The organism is Streptococcus mitis (assembly GCF_946188615.1).
GTDB classification, from domain to species: Bacteria; Bacillota; Bacilli; order Lactobacillales; family Streptococcaceae; genus Streptococcus; species Streptococcus mitis_BZ.
Map to the genome: position 1 here is coordinate 315,081 of NZ_CAMHVK010000001.1, position 16,670 is coordinate 331,750.

Here is a 16,670-nt window from a genome sequence, read left to right on the forward strand (position 1 = left end):
AAAATCAGGTTTCTTTTTCTCTTCCTCAATAGGCTACGCCATCTTTTATCCATTTTCTAGTTTCTAAATCCACATTAAAATAGAAATCACTTCGACCAAAACTATCAAAACAATCTTCTTTAAGAGCTTCACATACAATTCTCAGTTTTTCTTTACTTATCTCAGAAATGTATAGCATTGTAAACCCTGCAGGAGATTCAATTTGGTCGATTCTCTCACCTTCTAAATTATAAACCTCTAATTCTGATGGAACGTCAAAATCGCTGGATGAGCGAAATATACTGAAGATACGCTGATATTTAGGACTAAATCGCAGATGATGTAAATGATGAAAATCAATCTGATGTTGGCCCTTATAATGCCACTCTAGTCTTCCTTCCTCTACATTTTGTCGCCCTAATAATTTTCCTTCTAAACTATAGTAGAAAATAGTTTTGCTAATAAAGTTTTCTCCACTATAGACGATAACAATGTTCTCATCTTTATGATATTCCGCATGAATGATATCTGGTAAGTCAATCTTTATTTCATTACCATCCCACTTCCATGTGAGTATCTGTTCACTGTAATCAAATTTCATCTGCCTTCTCCTACTCTAACTCAGATAAATTCGATCTGAATTGTTTGCTCCGTCATCCTGAAGTTCACTTCCTCGACAAGTTTATCTATCTCGTTCTGTGTGATAGGAATGTGATTGTAAGGTGGCTCCCAATTCTGTATGCTTGACCTATATACAATAAAGCTACCATCAGTCAACAACTCTCCCTCTACTTTTAAAACATAGCCATTTTCATATTCAAAAGTAATGTTACCTCTTGTCCCAGAAATTTTCATTCGATTTCCTTCTTTACTCAAACATCATTATTCCTTCTCAGAAATCTAGATCCTAATCCTTAATCCAATCTCATAATACGGAGAGAAATCCCAACCAAATTAGTACATATATTTTCTCCTATTATACCACACCTCTATTTTCATCTGAAATGGTTTCCATTTTAGGACAAGAAAAAAACACTGATCATTCAGTGCTTTTTCGATTGAACTACTGCCCCCTGCAGGAATCGAACCTGCAACTACTCCTTAGGAGGGAGTTGTTATATCCATTGAACTAAGGGAGCTAGATAAAAACTCTGCTGAAAAGCAGAGTTTTTTAGTCGAATTAACGACGGATTTCTTTGATACGAGCTGCCTTACCTTGAAGTGCACGCAAGTAGTACAATTTCGCACGACGTACTTTACCGTAACGAACAACTTCGATTTTTTCAACACGTGGAGTGTGGATTGGGAAGATACGCTCAACACCTACACCGTTAGAGATTTTACGAACTGTGTAGTTTTCTGAGATGCCAGCACCTTTACGTGCGATAACAACACCTTCAAAAATCTGGATACGTTCACGGTTACCTTCGACAACTTTCGCGTGTACGCGAACAGTGTCACCAGGACGGAATGATGGGATATCTGTACGAAGTTGACCTTCAGTCAAGCTTTGGATTAATGGATTCATTTTATTCTCCTATCTTTGTCAATCTTGAGGAATCTTCCTCAGCGGATAAACTGTATTTTTGTGCGTCCATTACACACAAGATACAGTTTACCAAATTTCCGCAAAAAAGTAAAGAAATTTATAGCAGAATTCCTAAAAAAATCGCAACTAAACCACCTAGGTAGGTCAAAATCAGGTAAGAATAAAATACCTTCTTATCGCTTAGCAACCTTTGGAGTTCGTCATTCAAGGTTGAAAAGGTCGTCAACCCTCCACAAAAACCTGTCGCTAAGATAGCATAGACTTCCTTGGACTCCACATAATTGTAGAATAAGCCAATCAAAAAGCACCCTAAAAGATTGGCTATGAGAGTTCCTAAAGGCAATTTAGAAACTTGATTATAGCGGGAAAAGATATACCGTACTAAAGCTCCGAAACCACAAGCAATTGCAAGATAAATGATTACCATTTTTTCCTCCCTAGACAGTAAGCCAAAAGCAAACCTCCACCGATGCTCAAAAGCAAATACAGGACCAAACTAAGATAACGCCCTGTATCAAACAGTTTCACAGCATCAAGCATTAGACTAGAAAAGGTTGTTAAACCTCCACAAAAACCTGTACCCAGTGCTAAAACCAAGCCCTTACTAGTCCCCTTATAGACCAGATATCCCTTGACAAGATAAACCAAGCAGAAAATTCCCAGATAGTTGACAAAGAGAGTGCCCCAAGGAAAATCTGGACTGGCTGGTAACCAAGTGGAAACTAGATAGCGGATAAGTCCACCCACCATTGCAGCTAGAAAAATTCCTAGCGGATAAAATTGTTCTTTTTTCATTTGATGTTTTGATCCTGATAATCACGCGAACGTTTGAGTATGTCAGAAAAAGTCGCGACAATAGTCTCCTGATAGCGCTTGTCCTCTACACGACTTCTAACCTTTTCAAAAATAGCTTCTTCTCTCTTAGTATCTAAAATCGGTTTTCCTGATGCTTTCTTATAAGCAACTACACCCTCAACCAAATGCATTCGTTCTTCTAATAGTTTGACAATTTGGTCGTCGATTTGATCAATTTCTTGACGAATAATATCTAAATCCATACATTCTCCTCCTTTATTTGAATTATTGTATCAAAAAGCCACCAAATAGGCTAGTAAAATCCCAACTCACGATAAAAAAATGCACTGATTGATTCCATCAGTGCAGTTTTATACTTATCCTACTTTAGCAGCCAATTCTTCTGCGAATTGTTCCAAGCGTTCGATGTCTTCTTCTTCAGCAGAAAGGTCAACTTTAACACACTCTGAACCTTTTTCTGCCCCTGTTGACACAAAGACACGGTCAAAGTCATCAACAGCCTTACAGAATTCATCGTAGAAGGTATCTCCTGAGCCAACCACTCCGTAGATTTTACCATTCAAGTTGAGGTCTGCTAAGTCTTCATAGAAGTCCATCATCTCATCTGGCAATTCCCCATCACCATAAGTATAGGTCGCAACGATAGCGATGTCTGCTTCCAAGAAGTCTGAAGCGTCAACAGTTGTACATTCATCAACATCGACATCCAAGCCCAAGTCGCGTAATTTGTCTGCTACAATATCTGCAATTTCTTCGGTATTACCGGTCATACTGGCAAATACAATTTTTGCTAATGCCATATCGTCCTCCTCAATTTATCTTTCTCCATTATATCACATCTTTTTCATTTTAAAAATAAAAATTCTTGTGCTACAATGAAATGAGAAAGAATTGAGGTTATTTATGGACATTTGCCATCAAATTTTAGAAAAAATCAAAGAATACGACACGATTATCATTCACCGTCATATGAAACCAGATCCTGATGCCTTGGGAAGTCAGGTGGGATTGAAAGCTCTTCTCAAACATCATTTCCCAGAAAAAACCATCAAAGCTGTTGGTTTTGATGAACCAACTCTTACTTGGATGGCTGAAATGGATCATGTTGAAGATAGTGCCTACCGAGGCGCCCTTGTCATCGTCTGTGATACAGCTAACACTGCTCGTATTGATGATAAGCGCTATAGTCAAGGTTATTTTCTCATTAAGATTGACCACCATCCAAATGATGATGTATACGGTAACCTATCTTGGGTAGATACTAGTTCAAGTAGCGCTAGTGAGATGATTACCCTATTTGCCCAAACAACCCAACTGGCCTTGTCAGATCGTGCTGCTGAGTTGCTCTTTGCAGGAATTGTCGGTGATACAGGTCGCTTCCTCTACCCTTCTACGACAGCACGGACTCTTCGTCTTGCTGCTTATTTGAGAGAACATCACTTTGACTTTGCAGCTCTCACTCGCAAAATGGACACTATGAGTTACAAAATTGCTAAACTTCAAGGCTACATCTACGACCATCTGGAAGTGGATGAAAATGGTGCTGCTCGCGTTATCCTGAGTCAGAAAATCTTAAAACAATTCAATGTTACCGATGCTGAAACTGCAGCCATTGTCGGTGCACCTGGGCGTATTGATAGTGTGAGTCTCTGGGGAATTTTTGTGGAGCAGGCTGATGGCCACTACCGTGTCCGCTTACGCAGTAAAATCCATCCTATCAATGAAATTGCCAAGGAACATGATGGTGGAGGCCACCCTCTAGCAAGTGGTGCTAATTCCTACAGTCTAGAAGAAAACGAAATCATCTATCAAAAGTTAAAAAACTTGCTTAAAAACTGATAAAATACTTGCCAAACTTTTCAGAATCTGATAGACTAGTATGGTAACAATCTATGGCTCGCAAAGAGACCATGGCAGAAAGGAAATATTGCAAAATGAAAAAAGATATCCATCCAGAATATCGCCCAGTTGTCTTCATGGACACAACTACTGGTTACCAATTCCTTAGCGGTTCAACAAAACGCTCTAACGAAACAGTTGAGTTCGAAGGCGAAACTTACCCATTGATTCGTGTGGAAATTTCATCAGACTCACACCCATTCTACACTGGACGTCAAAAGTTCACTCAAGCAGATGGACGCGTGGATCGTTTCAACAAAAAATACGGTCTCAAATAATGATAAAAAAGAACAGTTTCGACTGTTCTTTTTTGTTTCTTGAAATCAACTGCTGTTTTCATGTTCCAGACTCATACTCTTCGAAAATCAAATTCATTCGTAATCGAAATCGTCTACGTCGATTTCGATAGGTTGTTGAAAATATTTTAAACGTTTTTACTTTTGCCAAAATATTCTCAACCTTGATTCTCTCTTTAGATAGCACATGATTATAGGATTTATCTTCAAGAGTTAGTGGCTTAAGTTTTCTTGATTTCCTCGGAATTTGAGCTTGTGAATACATCTTCATGATCCCTTGATAACCACTGTCTGCCAAGATTTTACCAGCTTGTCCGATATTTCTGCGACTCATTTTGAATAACTTCATATAGTGGCAATAGTTCACTGCAATATCCAAAGAAACAATTCTCCCTTGACTTGTGACAATCGCCTGAGCCTTCATAGCATGACATTTCTTTTTACCAGAATAATTGGCTAGTTGATTTTTTAGGACGATTGATTTTTAGCTCTGTTGCATCCACAATCACCGTATCCTCAGCACTAAGATGAGTTTTTGAAATCGTAAAGCCACTTTGAATAAGAGTTGCTTCAACCCATTGACTCCGACGGATTAAGTTGCTTTCGTGAATGCCAAAATCAGCCGTAATTTGTTCATAAGTGAGGTATTCTCGCATATATTGAAGAGTAGCCATTAGGAGGTCTTCTAGGCTTAACTTAGGGGTTCGTCCACCTTTTGCGTGTTTACGTTGATAAGTTGTTTTTAACACAGCTAACATCTCTTCAAAAGTAGTGCGCTGAACACCAACAAGGCGCTTAAATCGTGCATCACTTAATGGTTTACTTACTTCATAATTCATAGTTTTATTGTATCATATTTTGTTTCACAGGAAGTCTACTTTTATTTTCCACTGCCAAGCACAATTCTTAGATTCACTCAAAAAAGATTAGACTTTTAACCCCAAAATTGATAAAATAAAAAGGAAAATAATTGTAAAAGGAAACTATAAATCACCATGATGAACATGCAAAAATTGAACATACTGTTTTTAATTTTTGTAAACATCAAAAAGGTTGGTTTAAAAGGATTTTTAAGTCCTTAAGATTTTTTATCCAACACTACTATTCACGCATCCAAGACAAAATCTTGGCAAAAAAATACAGTAGCAAAGAGTACACCAAACTACCACTCATTATGGGCGGTAGTTTTCTTTTCGTCTAAAATAGAGATAAAAAGATAGGTGGTAGCCTTATGCGTTACGGTTATGTTCGAGTATCTACAAGAGAACAAAATATCGATAGACAATTTTCAGCCTTGGTAGAAAATAAATTAGCAAAAGAAAATATTTTTATTGATTATGTTTCAGGAAAGGATTTTGACAGAATAGAATATCAAAAATTATTAACTACCTTGAAGGAGAATGATGAATTAGTTATTAAATCAATTGATAGATTGGGAAGAAACTATGATGAAATTTTAGAACAATGGCAATCAATTACTAAGAAAAAGAAAGTAAATATAACTGTTTTAGATTTCCCCTTATTAAACACAAAGAATAGCGATGACAATATCACAGGAAAACTAATATCTGACATCGTTTTGCAAGTTCTATCTTATGTGGCACAGTTTGAAAGAGAACAAATCAAACAAAGACAAATGGAAGGAATACGAGAAGCAAAGAAAAAAGGGAAAAAATTCGGTAGACCAAAATTGCTTGCCCCGGATAATCTTCCTGATGTAATAGCTCAATATACGAAAAAAGAAATAACATTACGAGAAGGTGCAGACATCTTAGGAGTATCAAAAAGCACCTTTCATAATTGGATAAAAAATTCATAGTTCCTGTCAAAAAACCTAGACTTTTTTGGACAAACTTGATAGAATGGTAGTGTAATAATAATCGGTCAAAATACTGGATTTTAGAACCTTTTTTCTAACGAAAATGGTTCTAAAATAAAGTGTATTTCCTGTCCAAAAAATCCTAGGTTTTAGGACAGAGACCATTTATTTAATAATTTTTGTTTTAGGAGTTCTTTGATAATGAAAAAATAATTTTATTAACTACTTATCTTCATGCACAATAATTTAATTTTTACAAATACAAATAGTAACTAACGGAGAATTTTATATGAATCGCAAAATAATTTTAATTTCACTACTTCTTTCAGGATGCATTCTGACTGCATGTACTCATACTAAGTCTCAAAGTAATCAAGAAGAAAAACAAATAGAACAAGTTTCTTCAAAAAGCAAAAGTACTGAATTTGCTGAATACTTATCAAAAAATGAAACCATTATCTATGATATAGAAAACTCTAAATCAACCTCAAAAGAAACTAGAATCCAATTTTTATTAGTTGCCAAAAATAACACAATTACAGCATTTGATTTACGCGGAAGTAAAAATAGCGAACATTTAACATTAGGCGATGTTAGTAAATTATCTGACAAGGAAGTTATTGAGAAAGCGAAAGAACTTCATAAGCAAAACATAAAAACTTATTATGATAACCTCGTCAATTATTATAAGGAGGATTTAGAACTTACACAAAAGGAACTAGATGAATATAAAGCAAAACTAGACAAATATCCTGAAGGGGCAGTTGGAATAGCAAATGGTTCAGCTGAGGAACATGAGCAACGAATTGAACGACATAAAAAAACTATACAGGCATTAGAAAATTCCAATGAACTCGCAGAATTATCCAAACCAAGTACCGGCTCGTACTCTATCAAGTTAAAAACAGATGGTAGCGGAAATCAGACTGCTTATGAATTTTTAAAATATACTGGAACAATATTCGATAAGCAAAATAAGGAAATTGATATTTCAAATCCACTAAAAAATTACTTCCCTACAACAGAAGACAAGGGTTTTAGTCTTTCTCTATTTTATGCTATGGATATCTACGATTCGACTTTTAATATTGGGGTAAATAAAGACCATGAAAATGCAATTGCAATTCGAACCAATAAAAATACACTATACACGCTTGATAATCCTAAAACAAACTTAAAGAATATTACCGTTGATAAAAAGTAATAAATTAGATATACTGCTCGTCTTTAAAAAATGTCCTAAACAAATAAAAAGACAAGTAATAATATTTTAAAACAAGCATTAGGAGGGTGAATTTAGTATGGGGATAATTAAAAAATATAGTCCTGAAATTTCATTATTTTTATCAGTTTGTATTGCATTATTCATACCTTTTATATCTTCTAAAACATCTTTACCTCTTGGTATCATTAACAATGATATTCATTCAAACATGGTGCAACAAATCATAGTTATGATTAAAGCAGAATACGTTTTTGCATATTTTGCATTTATCATCTCTATATTAGTTTTAAGATTCTTTCCACTAAAATTAGATATTAGACCATTTATTTTAGCCGGATTAATCTTTGTAGTCAGACAATTTTTGACAGGAATGCAAAATGAAACAAGTATTGGATTACATATAGAAAGTAAGGCTGGTCCAGCTTATTACTTATTAGTTTTAGGAATTTTGAGCTATGTGATAACTAGCATTAAAAATTCCAAAAATAAACTCTTTTATATATTACCCATTGTTTTACTCATTGAACCGACTTTTGATTTAATTACTTCATCAATTAGCCTAGGAATTTACTCATTAGTTGAATTATTAAAACTAATAATCCCCCCTATTATTATTATTATTTATATTATATCTGCGGGGTCGAGAGCTGAGGAAATAGAGGCAGATTTAATAACCAAAGAACATGGAAAAGAGAAGCACTATAAAAGAATAAAATAAACATATGTGAATGTATAAACAAAGCTCTATATCAAATTTTCAATTTCTCAACCACAATTATATTGTTGTATTTTTTCTCAACTATTATAACTCTTGAAAAATATGGAGAAAAATATGAATTTTACAAATTATTTATATCGTATGATAGGCTTACGTCTAAAAAACAAAATCAAAGTTTCATATTCCACACAAGCTCAATTCACACGGAAAGTCAAAGATAAATTTCAAACTGAAGGTTCAGATCTTCCAATAAACGAACCAACATTATCAAACATTTTACAAGGTAAACCTGTAAACAGTAAATTTCTTATGTCTCAAGAAAAAATTGAAATTTTTGCAAAAATGTTCAATGTAACACATGAGGAACTTATATTTGAATCAGAAAATGAAATTTTAAATTTTTTAAAATTTTCCCTTTTATTGATTTTATTCAATAACTCTGATTCCAATCCATTTATAGATACTCCTACTGATGATATTTTCTTTGGAGATGCAACCTATAAAAATATTTTTAAAGATTCATTCATAAAGGAAGAAATACTTATAAATGTTTCAAACAAGCTACTTATCAATATCATTTCATCATCAAAAACAGATACAGATTTGGATACTTATATAGGTGCTTTTAACTATCATTGTGAGGATTATATGGAATTCTTTATTGATTTCAAAAGGCTAATCTTCAATCATACACTACATACAAATTTTTTATTTGAATATATTTTGAATAGTGAAGAGAATTATCAAGTATTTATTAGTTCCTTCAATAATTTTATAGATATAAATTCAGATAAACTTCTTGAATTCTATAAAGAAAAAATCAAAAAAGAGATTCTTAAAGAGTCAAAAGGTAACAATGATAGTATATTCGCTAGACTCAATAATAATTTTTTTATTGAAGTATTTTCATCTAAACAATTTTTAAATTTATTAGATAGAAGCTTAAATATTGATAATTTCATATTATTTATAAGTAAAGCTAAACAAATAGTAAATGAATTTGCTACATCTTCATCTATCTGTATGTACTATGATAAGGACAAATTAGACAAAGATATAGAATACCTAAAGAAATTTTATAATGATAACCAAAATAAAAAAATTAAAAATCTAACCGAATTAAATCTAAATATACTAGATTTCATAGATTTAACAAATTTTTTGGAAAATCAACTTATTTAGAAAGATAATAACACACATTAACATATAAGTATCAATTCGTGGCAGTCGCATAAGCGACTGCTTTTATGTTCCTCTCATTATAGTTTTGAAACGATAATTATAGTTTCAAAACTAGTAATGACTTCTATCCTATTGTGATTTAAAATAAGACTATAAGCGCTTATTAAAAAATAAGGAAAGGAATCAGCAATTCCTAGGCTTGCTGATTATAAATAATAACTATGTTTAAAATGAAAGCTAAAACTGGCTATTCTAGCCAACTATTTCAAGAAATTTTCGATAACGAAAAAACTGCAATTGTATTATCCCCTGAAGCGAATATTCGCATGAAATACGTTGATAATAGCCCAACAAACGAAATTGACTCATATCGTTATTGGTTCGTTATTAAAGGACAACAGCCTTTTGAGGTTAAATTCTCATCCCAACAAACTATCGAACAATTTGACGAGATTGAATTTCAAGGTGCAGAGGCCTGCAATGTCAGAGGTAACATCTATTTCCGAGCGAACTCTGTAACCGTATTAAACAAAGGAGGTAAGTAATCAATGGTATTTCCATTTATGCAATCAGAAAATAAACGGGAGTTTGTAGTAAACGCCGACTATCTTGTCCAGTCTGTGGAGCTAGGGTTGAGGAACAGCTCTATCTCTTCAACTACAAATTCCTTCCAATTCATATATGGTGACAATTATCTAGACTTTGTCCCAAGGTTTCCTTGTGCGTACATTTTGGATAACAATCTATACCAACAGATTTTTCAAATTTTATCTACAAGTGCCTACCCTATGTTGACATTTCTTAAACAGCCATCGGCCTATATTGTCAAACGTGATGGTGATGGTGTAAGCATTAATACTAGTCGTGCTTTTAGGTTTCCATTCTTTATGGGAATACCTGAAAGATTGACGTATCAAAAGCTATCTGATGTCAGCGTTCAAAACGAAAGTTTTGAACTCATGAAAAATTATCGAATTGATTTCAATCGCATCGTTCATTGCTTGATTGCTGGTTCTTCTGGTTCTGGAAAGAGCTACGCTTTGACCTATCTAATCTCTGTTATTAATCAATTTGCTCATGTAACAGTCGTGGACCCCAAGTGCGATTCTATCTCTCGCTACTGCTTAAAACAGAACATACCTGTTCTTTATCAAGAGAAAGACTTCTCATCTGATGAATTTGTTTCCAAGGTAAACAGCTTGCTAAAAGTGGAACTAGATACTATCTATCAAAGACAATCGGAGCTTCTTGAAAATCCTTCTAAAAAATTTCAACATCGTTGTCTGGTGATTGATGAATTGCTTGCTTTAACCTCTTTGACTTCTAAAAATGTTAAAGATACCTTTTTTGCACTATTATCCAATATTGCACTACTTGGACGAGCAACATCTGTCCACCTAATCCTAGTGAGCCAGCGGATGGACACAAACGCTTTACCGATTGCCGTTAGAGAGCAGTGTAATTTCTTGATACAACTTGGGTTAATCAACAGAAAAACGACAACGTTTTTATTCCCAGACTTGGATTCAGAGACAGGAATTGTCATTCCTAACGGAAAAGGAACTGGTATTGTTCAAGTTATTGACGGTATAACACCACCTAATGTTATGCCATTGCTTATACCAACATTTAAAGGAGAAAATATATGAAAAACATTAACAATAGAATTATAATAAATAGCACTGTCATTACCGATAAACTCTACTACTTACTGCCTTTAGAGTTACTCTTGAGCTTTCTGTGGAGTTTATCTCTAGCAGGTATATGGTTTGTTAGCCAAGTTAGAACCATTATCTCTTGGGACGTTTGGAGTCAAATTTTAGATAATTTTCAAATAGCACAATCTATACTACTTAAAGCAATTACTATCGTTCTTATCATCTATCTTTTAGCGCATATCCTTCTTTGCATCGTATGGATAAAAGAAGATAAGTTTTTCAACTTTTTCCGAACAGTAAATCGATTAAGGATAGTACGAAAACAAATGCTAAAGAGAGGCAGTGAAATCGATAGTGAGGTTGTAAAAGAGTACAAAACTATTGTTCAATCTATCAGATGTACTATAACTCATGAATATATCCTAGTTATTATACCATGGGCAGAAAACTCAGATATTGATACAATTTTACAAAAAAAATTACCTTTTTTGTACGACTATCTTACAAGAGTCTATCGTGAAATATATACATTCTCTCCCAAAGATAGTACTTCACTTAATCATATAATACAAGGGACGAGAAAGCATAATTGATTTGTATACCAGCGGAGCTTGCCGTAAGGCAAGAGCTCCGAGCTGGTTTTATGTTCCAATTTGGTCAGGACAGAACTATACTACTTCTGGGCTTGTTATTGAAGTAGTATAATGTTGTTCCATTGTTCCAAGAAGAAAGGAGTTTTTAATGGTAAAAGCACGCAATGTCATGTTTGTTCAACAGATTGAGTATTTCCAATCTTCAAATTTACAAGATATCATCGAGTATATGACGAACATTCTAAAACCGCTTCGTTTTGCGGGAATATTGCATGATAAGGATATTGGGCAAGATGGAAACCTTGTCGCACCACATATACACCTTGTTTTACAATTTGAAAGTGCTAGAAGTTTAAACAATCTTGCTAAGTTGACTAAACAACCAATACAGTGTTTTGAGCAGTGGAGGGGTTCAGTTAACAATGCTTATTCATATCTCGTTCATCACACGGAGTCTAATCAAGATAAATACCAATATTCTCCCAAAGAAGTTATTGCGAATTTTGACTATTTACTCCTATTAGACACTATCGAAAGAAATGTAACCAAACGATATGAAATAAATGACACTATGATTATAGATAATCTACTGGATCTACTTTATACTGGTAATATTACAAAATCAGAAATTGAACAACGACTTACTGGTTCACAATATGCCAAAGCAAGGCAAAAAATAGAAACCGTCTATTTAAAACGACTAGAAACACAAGCCGAACTATGGCGACAAGAAATGATTGACAAGAATGAAATTGTTACGATTATTTGGCTTTTTGGAAAAGCGGGAACAGGGAAGACTCGTCTAGCACGTCAATACGCAGAACAGTATGACCTTAACTATTTTATTACGGGCTCAATCCGTGACCCTTTTCAACAATACAATTTAGAACACGTGATTATCTTAGACGAATTACGCCCCCATCAATTTGACTACTCAGACTTACTCAAAATGTTTGACCCTTACAATGTTAAAGCGATGGCAAGTAGTCGTTATTTTGACAAACCTCTTTTAGCTAACGTATACATCATTACAAGCCCATACTCCCCATATAATTTTTTCTTAGAATTAACAAAGAAGAAACAAACAAGCCACATTGATTCTTGGGGCCAGCTAATGAGAAGATTATCCTTAGTAGTCGAAGTCAAAAAAGAGCATCTGCAATTTTACAAGTACGAACCAATGGACCAGATGTTTTATATAGACCATGGCAATAAATTACCAAACCCCTTTAAAAATCAGACTGATAGAGAAGAAACTATTCAAGACAAATCGTACCAGTTATTTTTAGAATTGAATAAGAAAAAGGAAAGGAATGAATAAATGCAAGAAATTCAAACAGTTACCTACATAGATATCGCAAATCAAGGATATCCACAAGGCACAGCTAGACGTGTTATACGAGAGGGTAAAAAATTACTTGTCGAAAGAGGTTTTCAACTTTATAAAAACAAAAGGATTGGAAGAATACCAAAGACTATTGCCGAAGAAATTCTTGGATTTAAAATCATCTCAAAAAATGATATAATAGATACTGTACTCTTCGCTACTGACATAGAAAGAGGAAAATAATATGTCAGTTATCAAAGGATACAAGGGAAAATGGAAAGTAGATATTACCGATGGCATAGACCCATTGACTGGTGAAATCAAACGTCATAGAAAGTCAGGATTTACCACTCGTAAAGAAGCTGTTCAATATGAAGCAGATTATCGATTAAACAAACTTCACCAAGTTCATATTAAAGATAAAATATCTGTTTCTCACCTTTACTCTTTAGTTCAACAAGAAGATGAACTCCGTGGGAATAAACGTGGTACCATTGATACACAGATATCCTATTATAACCAATATGTCTCTAAGTTTTTTGAGCATGCAGATATGTCTGCCATTACTATCCATGAAGTAAAAAAATTTAGAGATTGGTTGGTCAAACAACCAAGTGTCAAAGGAGGAACACTATCAAGCACGACCGTTAATCAGCTAATGATTTTTCTACATAAAATGTTTGATGTTGCTGTCGCTAATCGTCTTAGACAAAATAATCCATGCAATGGACTAAGAAAACTGCCTGATAAACACAAGGAGATGTCTTATTTCACTCCTGAAGAATTCAAGCTATTTGATTCTCTGTTCACAGAAGATGAATATATGTTTCAGCTATTTTATCGAGTGCTGATGTTTACAGGCGTTCGTGTTGGCGAAGCATTGGCCTTAACTTGGAAACAGATTAATTTATCAGAGGGTTATATCGATATTAAGTATTCTGCTTACTTTCGTAATAACAAGGTCCATATCGGAACGGTAAAAACTACTCAATCCAATCGTCGAATTTATATTCATAAAGCATTCGTTCAAGAACTAACGGAATGGAAAGAAAAACAAGCTCACCTATTAGTAGAGTTTACGGACAATACAGAAGACTTACAAATCTTTCAAGACAGTCCTTTACAACTAACTGCTCCAATGGTTTCTAATCAAAAGATTAAATTGAAAAAAAGAATGCCTGCATCATTAAAAATGATTCGTAATCACGATTTCCGACACTCACATGCAGCATTTCTAGTTTCAAAAGGACTCAGAAATGGTGAAGGAAAAGATTATATATTTTTTACACTTATGAAACGACTTGGACACAGTAGTATTAATACAACAATCAACATCTACTCTCACCTATTCCCAACTCAACAAAAAGAAGTCGCCAATGCTTTTGACAACTTTTAGGGCAAAAAATGGCAAAAAAATTTATTAAAAAGGCTCAAGGCCTTGAAACGAAAGGAATCTTAAAAATCTTATGATGAACATGCAAAACATGATGCGTCAAGCACAAAAACTTCAAAAACAAATGGAACAAAGCCAAGCTGAACTTGCTGCTATGCAATTTGTTGGCAAATCTGCTCAAGACCTTGTCCAAGCGACCTTAACTGGTGACAAGAAAGTTGTCAGCATTGACTTCAATCCAGCTGTCGTTGATCCAGAAGACCTTGAAACTCTTTCTGATATGACTGTTCAAGCCATCAACTCTGCTCTTGAGCAAATTGATGAAACGACCAAGAAAAAATTGGGGGCTTTCGCTGGAAAATTGCCATTCTAAGCATAAGAAAAACAAGCATTCAAGAGAATACTTGCCTATCATGGGAGGAACAACTGTTCCTCCTTTTGATTACTAAAAATTAAAGAATTCCATGGCTTGTTTGAACAGTAAATCCGTATACTCTGGGTCTTCTTGGGCAATAGTAACCTGATCTTGAATCATTTCCAAGTCATCCGTTATCATGCCGTCTGCACCTAAATGAACAGATTTATCAAAGGACTCTGAACTATTGATGGTCCAAACGTACAATTTCTGATCGGTATTCCAAAGCTTGTTGACAAAATTTTCATCCAAAGTTGAATACTCCATAGTATAACCTGTTGCCTTGGTTCTTGGAAAAATACTATTATAAGGTAGGATGAAATAGACTGGAATTTGAGAATCGTAAGCTAGTACCTGGTCAATCACATGATAATCCAAAGACTGCATTTGGTGACCATTCTGCTTAAGAACTGTTCCATATTTTTCCATAAATCGTTTCATCATATCTGGGCTATCTTTTCGACTGGTTTTAATCTCAATAAGGAGTTTTTGATGTAATTCATTAGCTTTATTGAGATAGTCATCAAAACTAGACACCTTGCTATGATAACCATTTTCTGAAATATCGAGTTTGGTCAATTCCTCCAAGGTTAAATCCTGAGGTTTGGCATTAACTCCTGTCAAATTCTTGATATTGGCATCATGCATCATGACAAACTGGCCATCTTTTGTTTCCTGAACATCCGTCTCAACGAAGTCTGGAGATAACTGAGCGGTTTTTTCTAGTGATTGGACGGTATTTTGCACACCATTCTTATTAGATACTCCCCTGTGAGAGATAATCAAAGGTTTATTAGCAACTGGAGCTTCTAAATAAACATAACCCTCAAGAGCGAAAAAGATAGCAGCACATCCCATCACTCCCCATCTCATCCAGTGGTCTTTCTTTCTCCTTGGTGTGATTTCTAATTCTTCTCCTGTTAAGAAGGAAACAAACTTAATGAGAAAGTAAGTCAAGGCCATATAGTGGAAATTCTTGATTAAAACAAAGTTGATAATTCCCAGCACAAGAGATTCCTTATGGGTCAAACCATCCATCAGTGCCTGACTTGCCAAGATTGGAATCAATAAAAGAATGAAAAATAGGTAGGTTTTGACGATAATCCAAAGCAAGTTCCAAATATAAAACCAGGAGTGCTTTCTTGTCTTCTCTAGACTGTATCTGACTGCTTCTTTGACTGTTTTCTTCTCAAATAAAAGCTGAGGTAGGGCAAACATGAAACGCACTGAAATGTAAAATAGAAGTAAAGCCAGAATAGTAACCACTATACCTACTAGCCAATACTTGTCTTCCACATAATCAACGATAAAGTCTGGAATGACAATTTTATTGAGGTAGTAAATCTTTAAAATCTTTCGAATCAATGGAAAGAGCATCATGACATAAAAGAAGATAAAGGCTATCTTTGAAAGTGTCACTTGCTTCATAAACAAGAAACTTTGGCGAAAGACCTTACGACTGTACTCCAGCAAAGTTCTCTTTTCATGATAGAGTAGGTGCCGGGCTCCAATAAAGAGAAGTCCTATCTGGTAATAGGCGACCAGTAAATTAACGATTACCAGAATAAATAATGCAAGACTAACAAAGGGAGAACCTTTTATAATGGCAAAAATATTATTGTAAGATAGAAAGAGATAACCTGTCTGACGGAGCAAAAGTCCAGCAATCCAAGAATTTGACGGTAACCAGACAAACTCAATCATCATAAAAGTCAAGAAAAATAGAAAAAGTATTTTATCTAGATTAAAGTATATCTGCTTAAAACCTAGATTTTTAGGTTTTTCAGGTTTCATAGGCACT

22 protein-coding genes and 1 tRNA gene are annotated in these 16,670 nt (G+C 34.4%); 13 read left to right on the forward strand and 10 right to left on the reverse strand.

What is annotated here, in order from left to right:
• Positions 1 to 25: 25 nt before the first annotated feature.
• The 8 genes from OCF95_RS01455 to OCF95_RS01490 form a co-directional block, all read right to left on the reverse strand.
• On the reverse strand, positions 26 to 580 hold the full coding sequence (locus tag OCF95_RS01455) for a hypothetical protein (RefSeq protein ID WP_225742514.1): 555 nt from the start codon (positions 578 to 580) through the stop codon (positions 26 to 28).
• 20 nt (positions 581 to 600) lie between these two features.
• Positions 601 to 834, reverse strand: coding sequence for an Imm74 family immunity protein (locus OCF95_RS01460; protein WP_261104708.1), 234 nt, complete (start codon positions 832 to 834; stop codon positions 601 to 603).
• 212 nt (positions 835 to 1,046) lie between these two features.
• A tRNA-Arg gene (locus OCF95_RS01465) sits at positions 1,047 to 1,118 on the reverse strand.
• A gap of 41 nt (positions 1,119 to 1,159) precedes the next feature.
• A complete protein-coding gene (rplS, locus tag OCF95_RS01470) occupies positions 1,160 to 1,507 on the reverse strand; it encodes a 50S ribosomal protein L19 (protein WP_001068669.1) in 348 nt (115 codons plus the stop codon).
• Positions 1,508 to 1,625: 118 nt separating this feature from the next.
• Positions 1,626 to 1,955: a fluoride efflux transporter CrcB gene (gene crcB, locus OCF95_RS01475; protein ID WP_261104709.1), complete on the reverse strand. Its 330-nt coding sequence runs from the start codon at positions 1,953 to 1,955 to the stop codon at positions 1,626 to 1,628.
• Positions 1,949 to 2,323 (reverse strand): fluoride efflux transporter CrcB, encoded by a 375-nt coding sequence (gene crcB / locus OCF95_RS01480; RefSeq protein ID WP_261104710.1) that lies wholly within the window; start codon positions 2,321 to 2,323, stop codon positions 1,949 to 1,951. Before crcB (OCF95_RS01480) ends, crcB (OCF95_RS01475) begins: the two co-directional genes overlap by 7 nt.
• Positions 2,320 to 2,586 carry a chorismate mutase gene (locus OCF95_RS01485; RefSeq protein ID WP_261050015.1) on the reverse strand — a complete coding sequence of 89 codons (267 nt, stop codon included), beginning with the start codon at positions 2,584 to 2,586 and terminating at the stop codon, positions 2,320 to 2,322. The genes crcB (OCF95_RS01480) and OCF95_RS01485 overlap by 4 nt, the downstream gene beginning before the upstream one ends.
• Before the next feature lie 114 nt (positions 2,587 to 2,700).
• Positions 2,701 to 3,144 (reverse strand): flavodoxin, encoded by a 444-nt coding sequence (locus OCF95_RS01490; protein ID WP_001162128.1) that lies wholly within the window; start codon positions 3,142 to 3,144, stop codon positions 2,701 to 2,703.
• A 103-nt stretch (positions 3,145 to 3,247) separates the two neighbouring features.
• Here OCF95_RS01490 and OCF95_RS01495 point away from each other — a divergent pair, with 103 nt between their 5' ends.
• Entirely contained in the window at positions 3,248 to 4,183 is a 936-nt protein-coding gene (locus tag OCF95_RS01495; protein WP_261104712.1) for a DHH family phosphoesterase, read from the forward strand.
• 95 nt (positions 4,184 to 4,278) lie between these two features.
• The gene (locus tag OCF95_RS01500; protein WP_000710764.1) at positions 4,279 to 4,521 is read left to right on the forward strand and encodes a type B 50S ribosomal protein L31; all 243 of its coding nucleotides are present in this window, start codon (positions 4,279 to 4,281) and stop codon (positions 4,519 to 4,521) included.
• Positions 4,522 to 4,579: 58 nt separating this feature from the next.
• Here the strand turns inward: OCF95_RS01500 and OCF95_RS01505 are convergent.
• Positions 4,580 to 5,378 (reverse strand): IS5 family transposase gene (locus OCF95_RS01505; protein ID WP_261104713.1). Its coding sequence is split into 2 segments (ribosomal slippage): positions 4,580 to 5,002 and positions 5,004 to 5,378, totalling 798 coding nucleotides; the frame shifts between segments, so codons are not numbered across the junction.
• 392 nt (positions 5,379 to 5,770) lie between these two features.
• On the opposite strand from OCF95_RS01505, the gene OCF95_RS01510 reads away from it, so the two are divergent.
• From OCF95_RS01510 to OCF95_RS01560, 11 genes are all read left to right on the forward strand, one after another.
• Entirely contained in the window at positions 5,771 to 6,358 is a 588-nt protein-coding gene (locus OCF95_RS01510; protein WP_004256625.1) for a recombinase family protein, read from the forward strand.
• 289 nt (positions 6,359 to 6,647) lie between these two features.
• A complete protein-coding gene (locus OCF95_RS01515) occupies positions 6,648 to 7,562 on the forward strand; it encodes a hypothetical protein (protein ID WP_261035468.1) in 915 nt (304 codons plus the stop codon).
• A 97-nt stretch (positions 7,563 to 7,659) separates the two neighbouring features.
• On the forward strand, positions 7,660 to 8,301 hold the full coding sequence (locus OCF95_RS01520) for a hypothetical protein (RefSeq protein ID WP_261035467.1): 642 nt from the start codon (positions 7,660 to 7,662) through the stop codon (positions 8,299 to 8,301).
• Positions 8,302 to 8,415: 114 nt separating this feature from the next.
• Entirely contained in the window at positions 8,416 to 9,483 is a 1,068-nt protein-coding gene (locus OCF95_RS01525) for a hypothetical protein (RefSeq protein ID WP_261035466.1), read from the forward strand.
• Positions 9,484 to 9,704: 221 nt separating this feature from the next.
• Positions 9,705 to 10,028 carry a hypothetical protein gene (locus OCF95_RS01530; protein ID WP_261035465.1) on the forward strand — a complete coding sequence of 108 codons (324 nt, stop codon included), beginning with the start codon at positions 9,705 to 9,707 and terminating at the stop codon, positions 10,026 to 10,028.
• 3 nt (positions 10,029 to 10,031) lie between these two features.
• On the forward strand, positions 10,032 to 11,132 hold the full coding sequence (locus OCF95_RS01535) for a cell division protein FtsK (RefSeq protein ID WP_261035464.1): 1,101 nt from the start codon (positions 10,032 to 10,034) through the stop codon (positions 11,130 to 11,132).
• Positions 11,129 to 11,734, forward strand: a complete 606-nt coding sequence (locus OCF95_RS01540; RefSeq protein WP_084929598.1) for a hypothetical protein — start codon at positions 11,129 to 11,131, stop codon at positions 11,732 to 11,734. The genes OCF95_RS01535 and OCF95_RS01540 overlap by 4 nt, the downstream gene beginning before the upstream one ends.
• A gap of 148 nt (positions 11,735 to 11,882) precedes the next feature.
• Positions 11,883 to 13,055: a Rep family protein gene (locus tag OCF95_RS01545; protein WP_084929599.1), complete on the forward strand. Its 1,173-nt coding sequence runs from the start codon at positions 11,883 to 11,885 to the stop codon at positions 13,053 to 13,055.
• Positions 13,056 to 13,304, forward strand: a complete 249-nt coding sequence (locus OCF95_RS01550; RefSeq protein ID WP_261035460.1) for a DUF3173 domain-containing protein — start codon at positions 13,056 to 13,058, stop codon at positions 13,302 to 13,304.
• Between the two features lies 1 nt (position 13,305).
• The gene (locus OCF95_RS01555; protein WP_261035458.1) at positions 13,306 to 14,457 is read left to right on the forward strand and encodes a site-specific integrase; all 1,152 of its coding nucleotides are present in this window, start codon (positions 13,306 to 13,308) and stop codon (positions 14,455 to 14,457) included.
• A gap of 70 nt (positions 14,458 to 14,527) precedes the next feature.
• The gene (locus OCF95_RS01560) at positions 14,528 to 14,827 is read left to right on the forward strand and encodes a YbaB/EbfC family nucleoid-associated protein (RefSeq protein WP_000981526.1); all 300 of its coding nucleotides are present in this window, start codon (positions 14,528 to 14,530) and stop codon (positions 14,825 to 14,827) included.
• Positions 14,828 to 14,899: 72 nt separating this feature from the next.
• Here the strand turns inward: OCF95_RS01560 and OCF95_RS01565 are convergent, their stop codons facing one another.
• Positions 14,900 to 16,663 carry a glycerophosphoryl diester phosphodiesterase membrane domain-containing protein gene (locus OCF95_RS01565; protein WP_261035457.1) on the reverse strand — a complete coding sequence of 588 codons (1,764 nt, stop codon included), beginning with the start codon at positions 16,661 to 16,663 and terminating at the stop codon, positions 14,900 to 14,902.
• Positions 16,664 to 16,670: the final 7 nt, after the last annotated feature.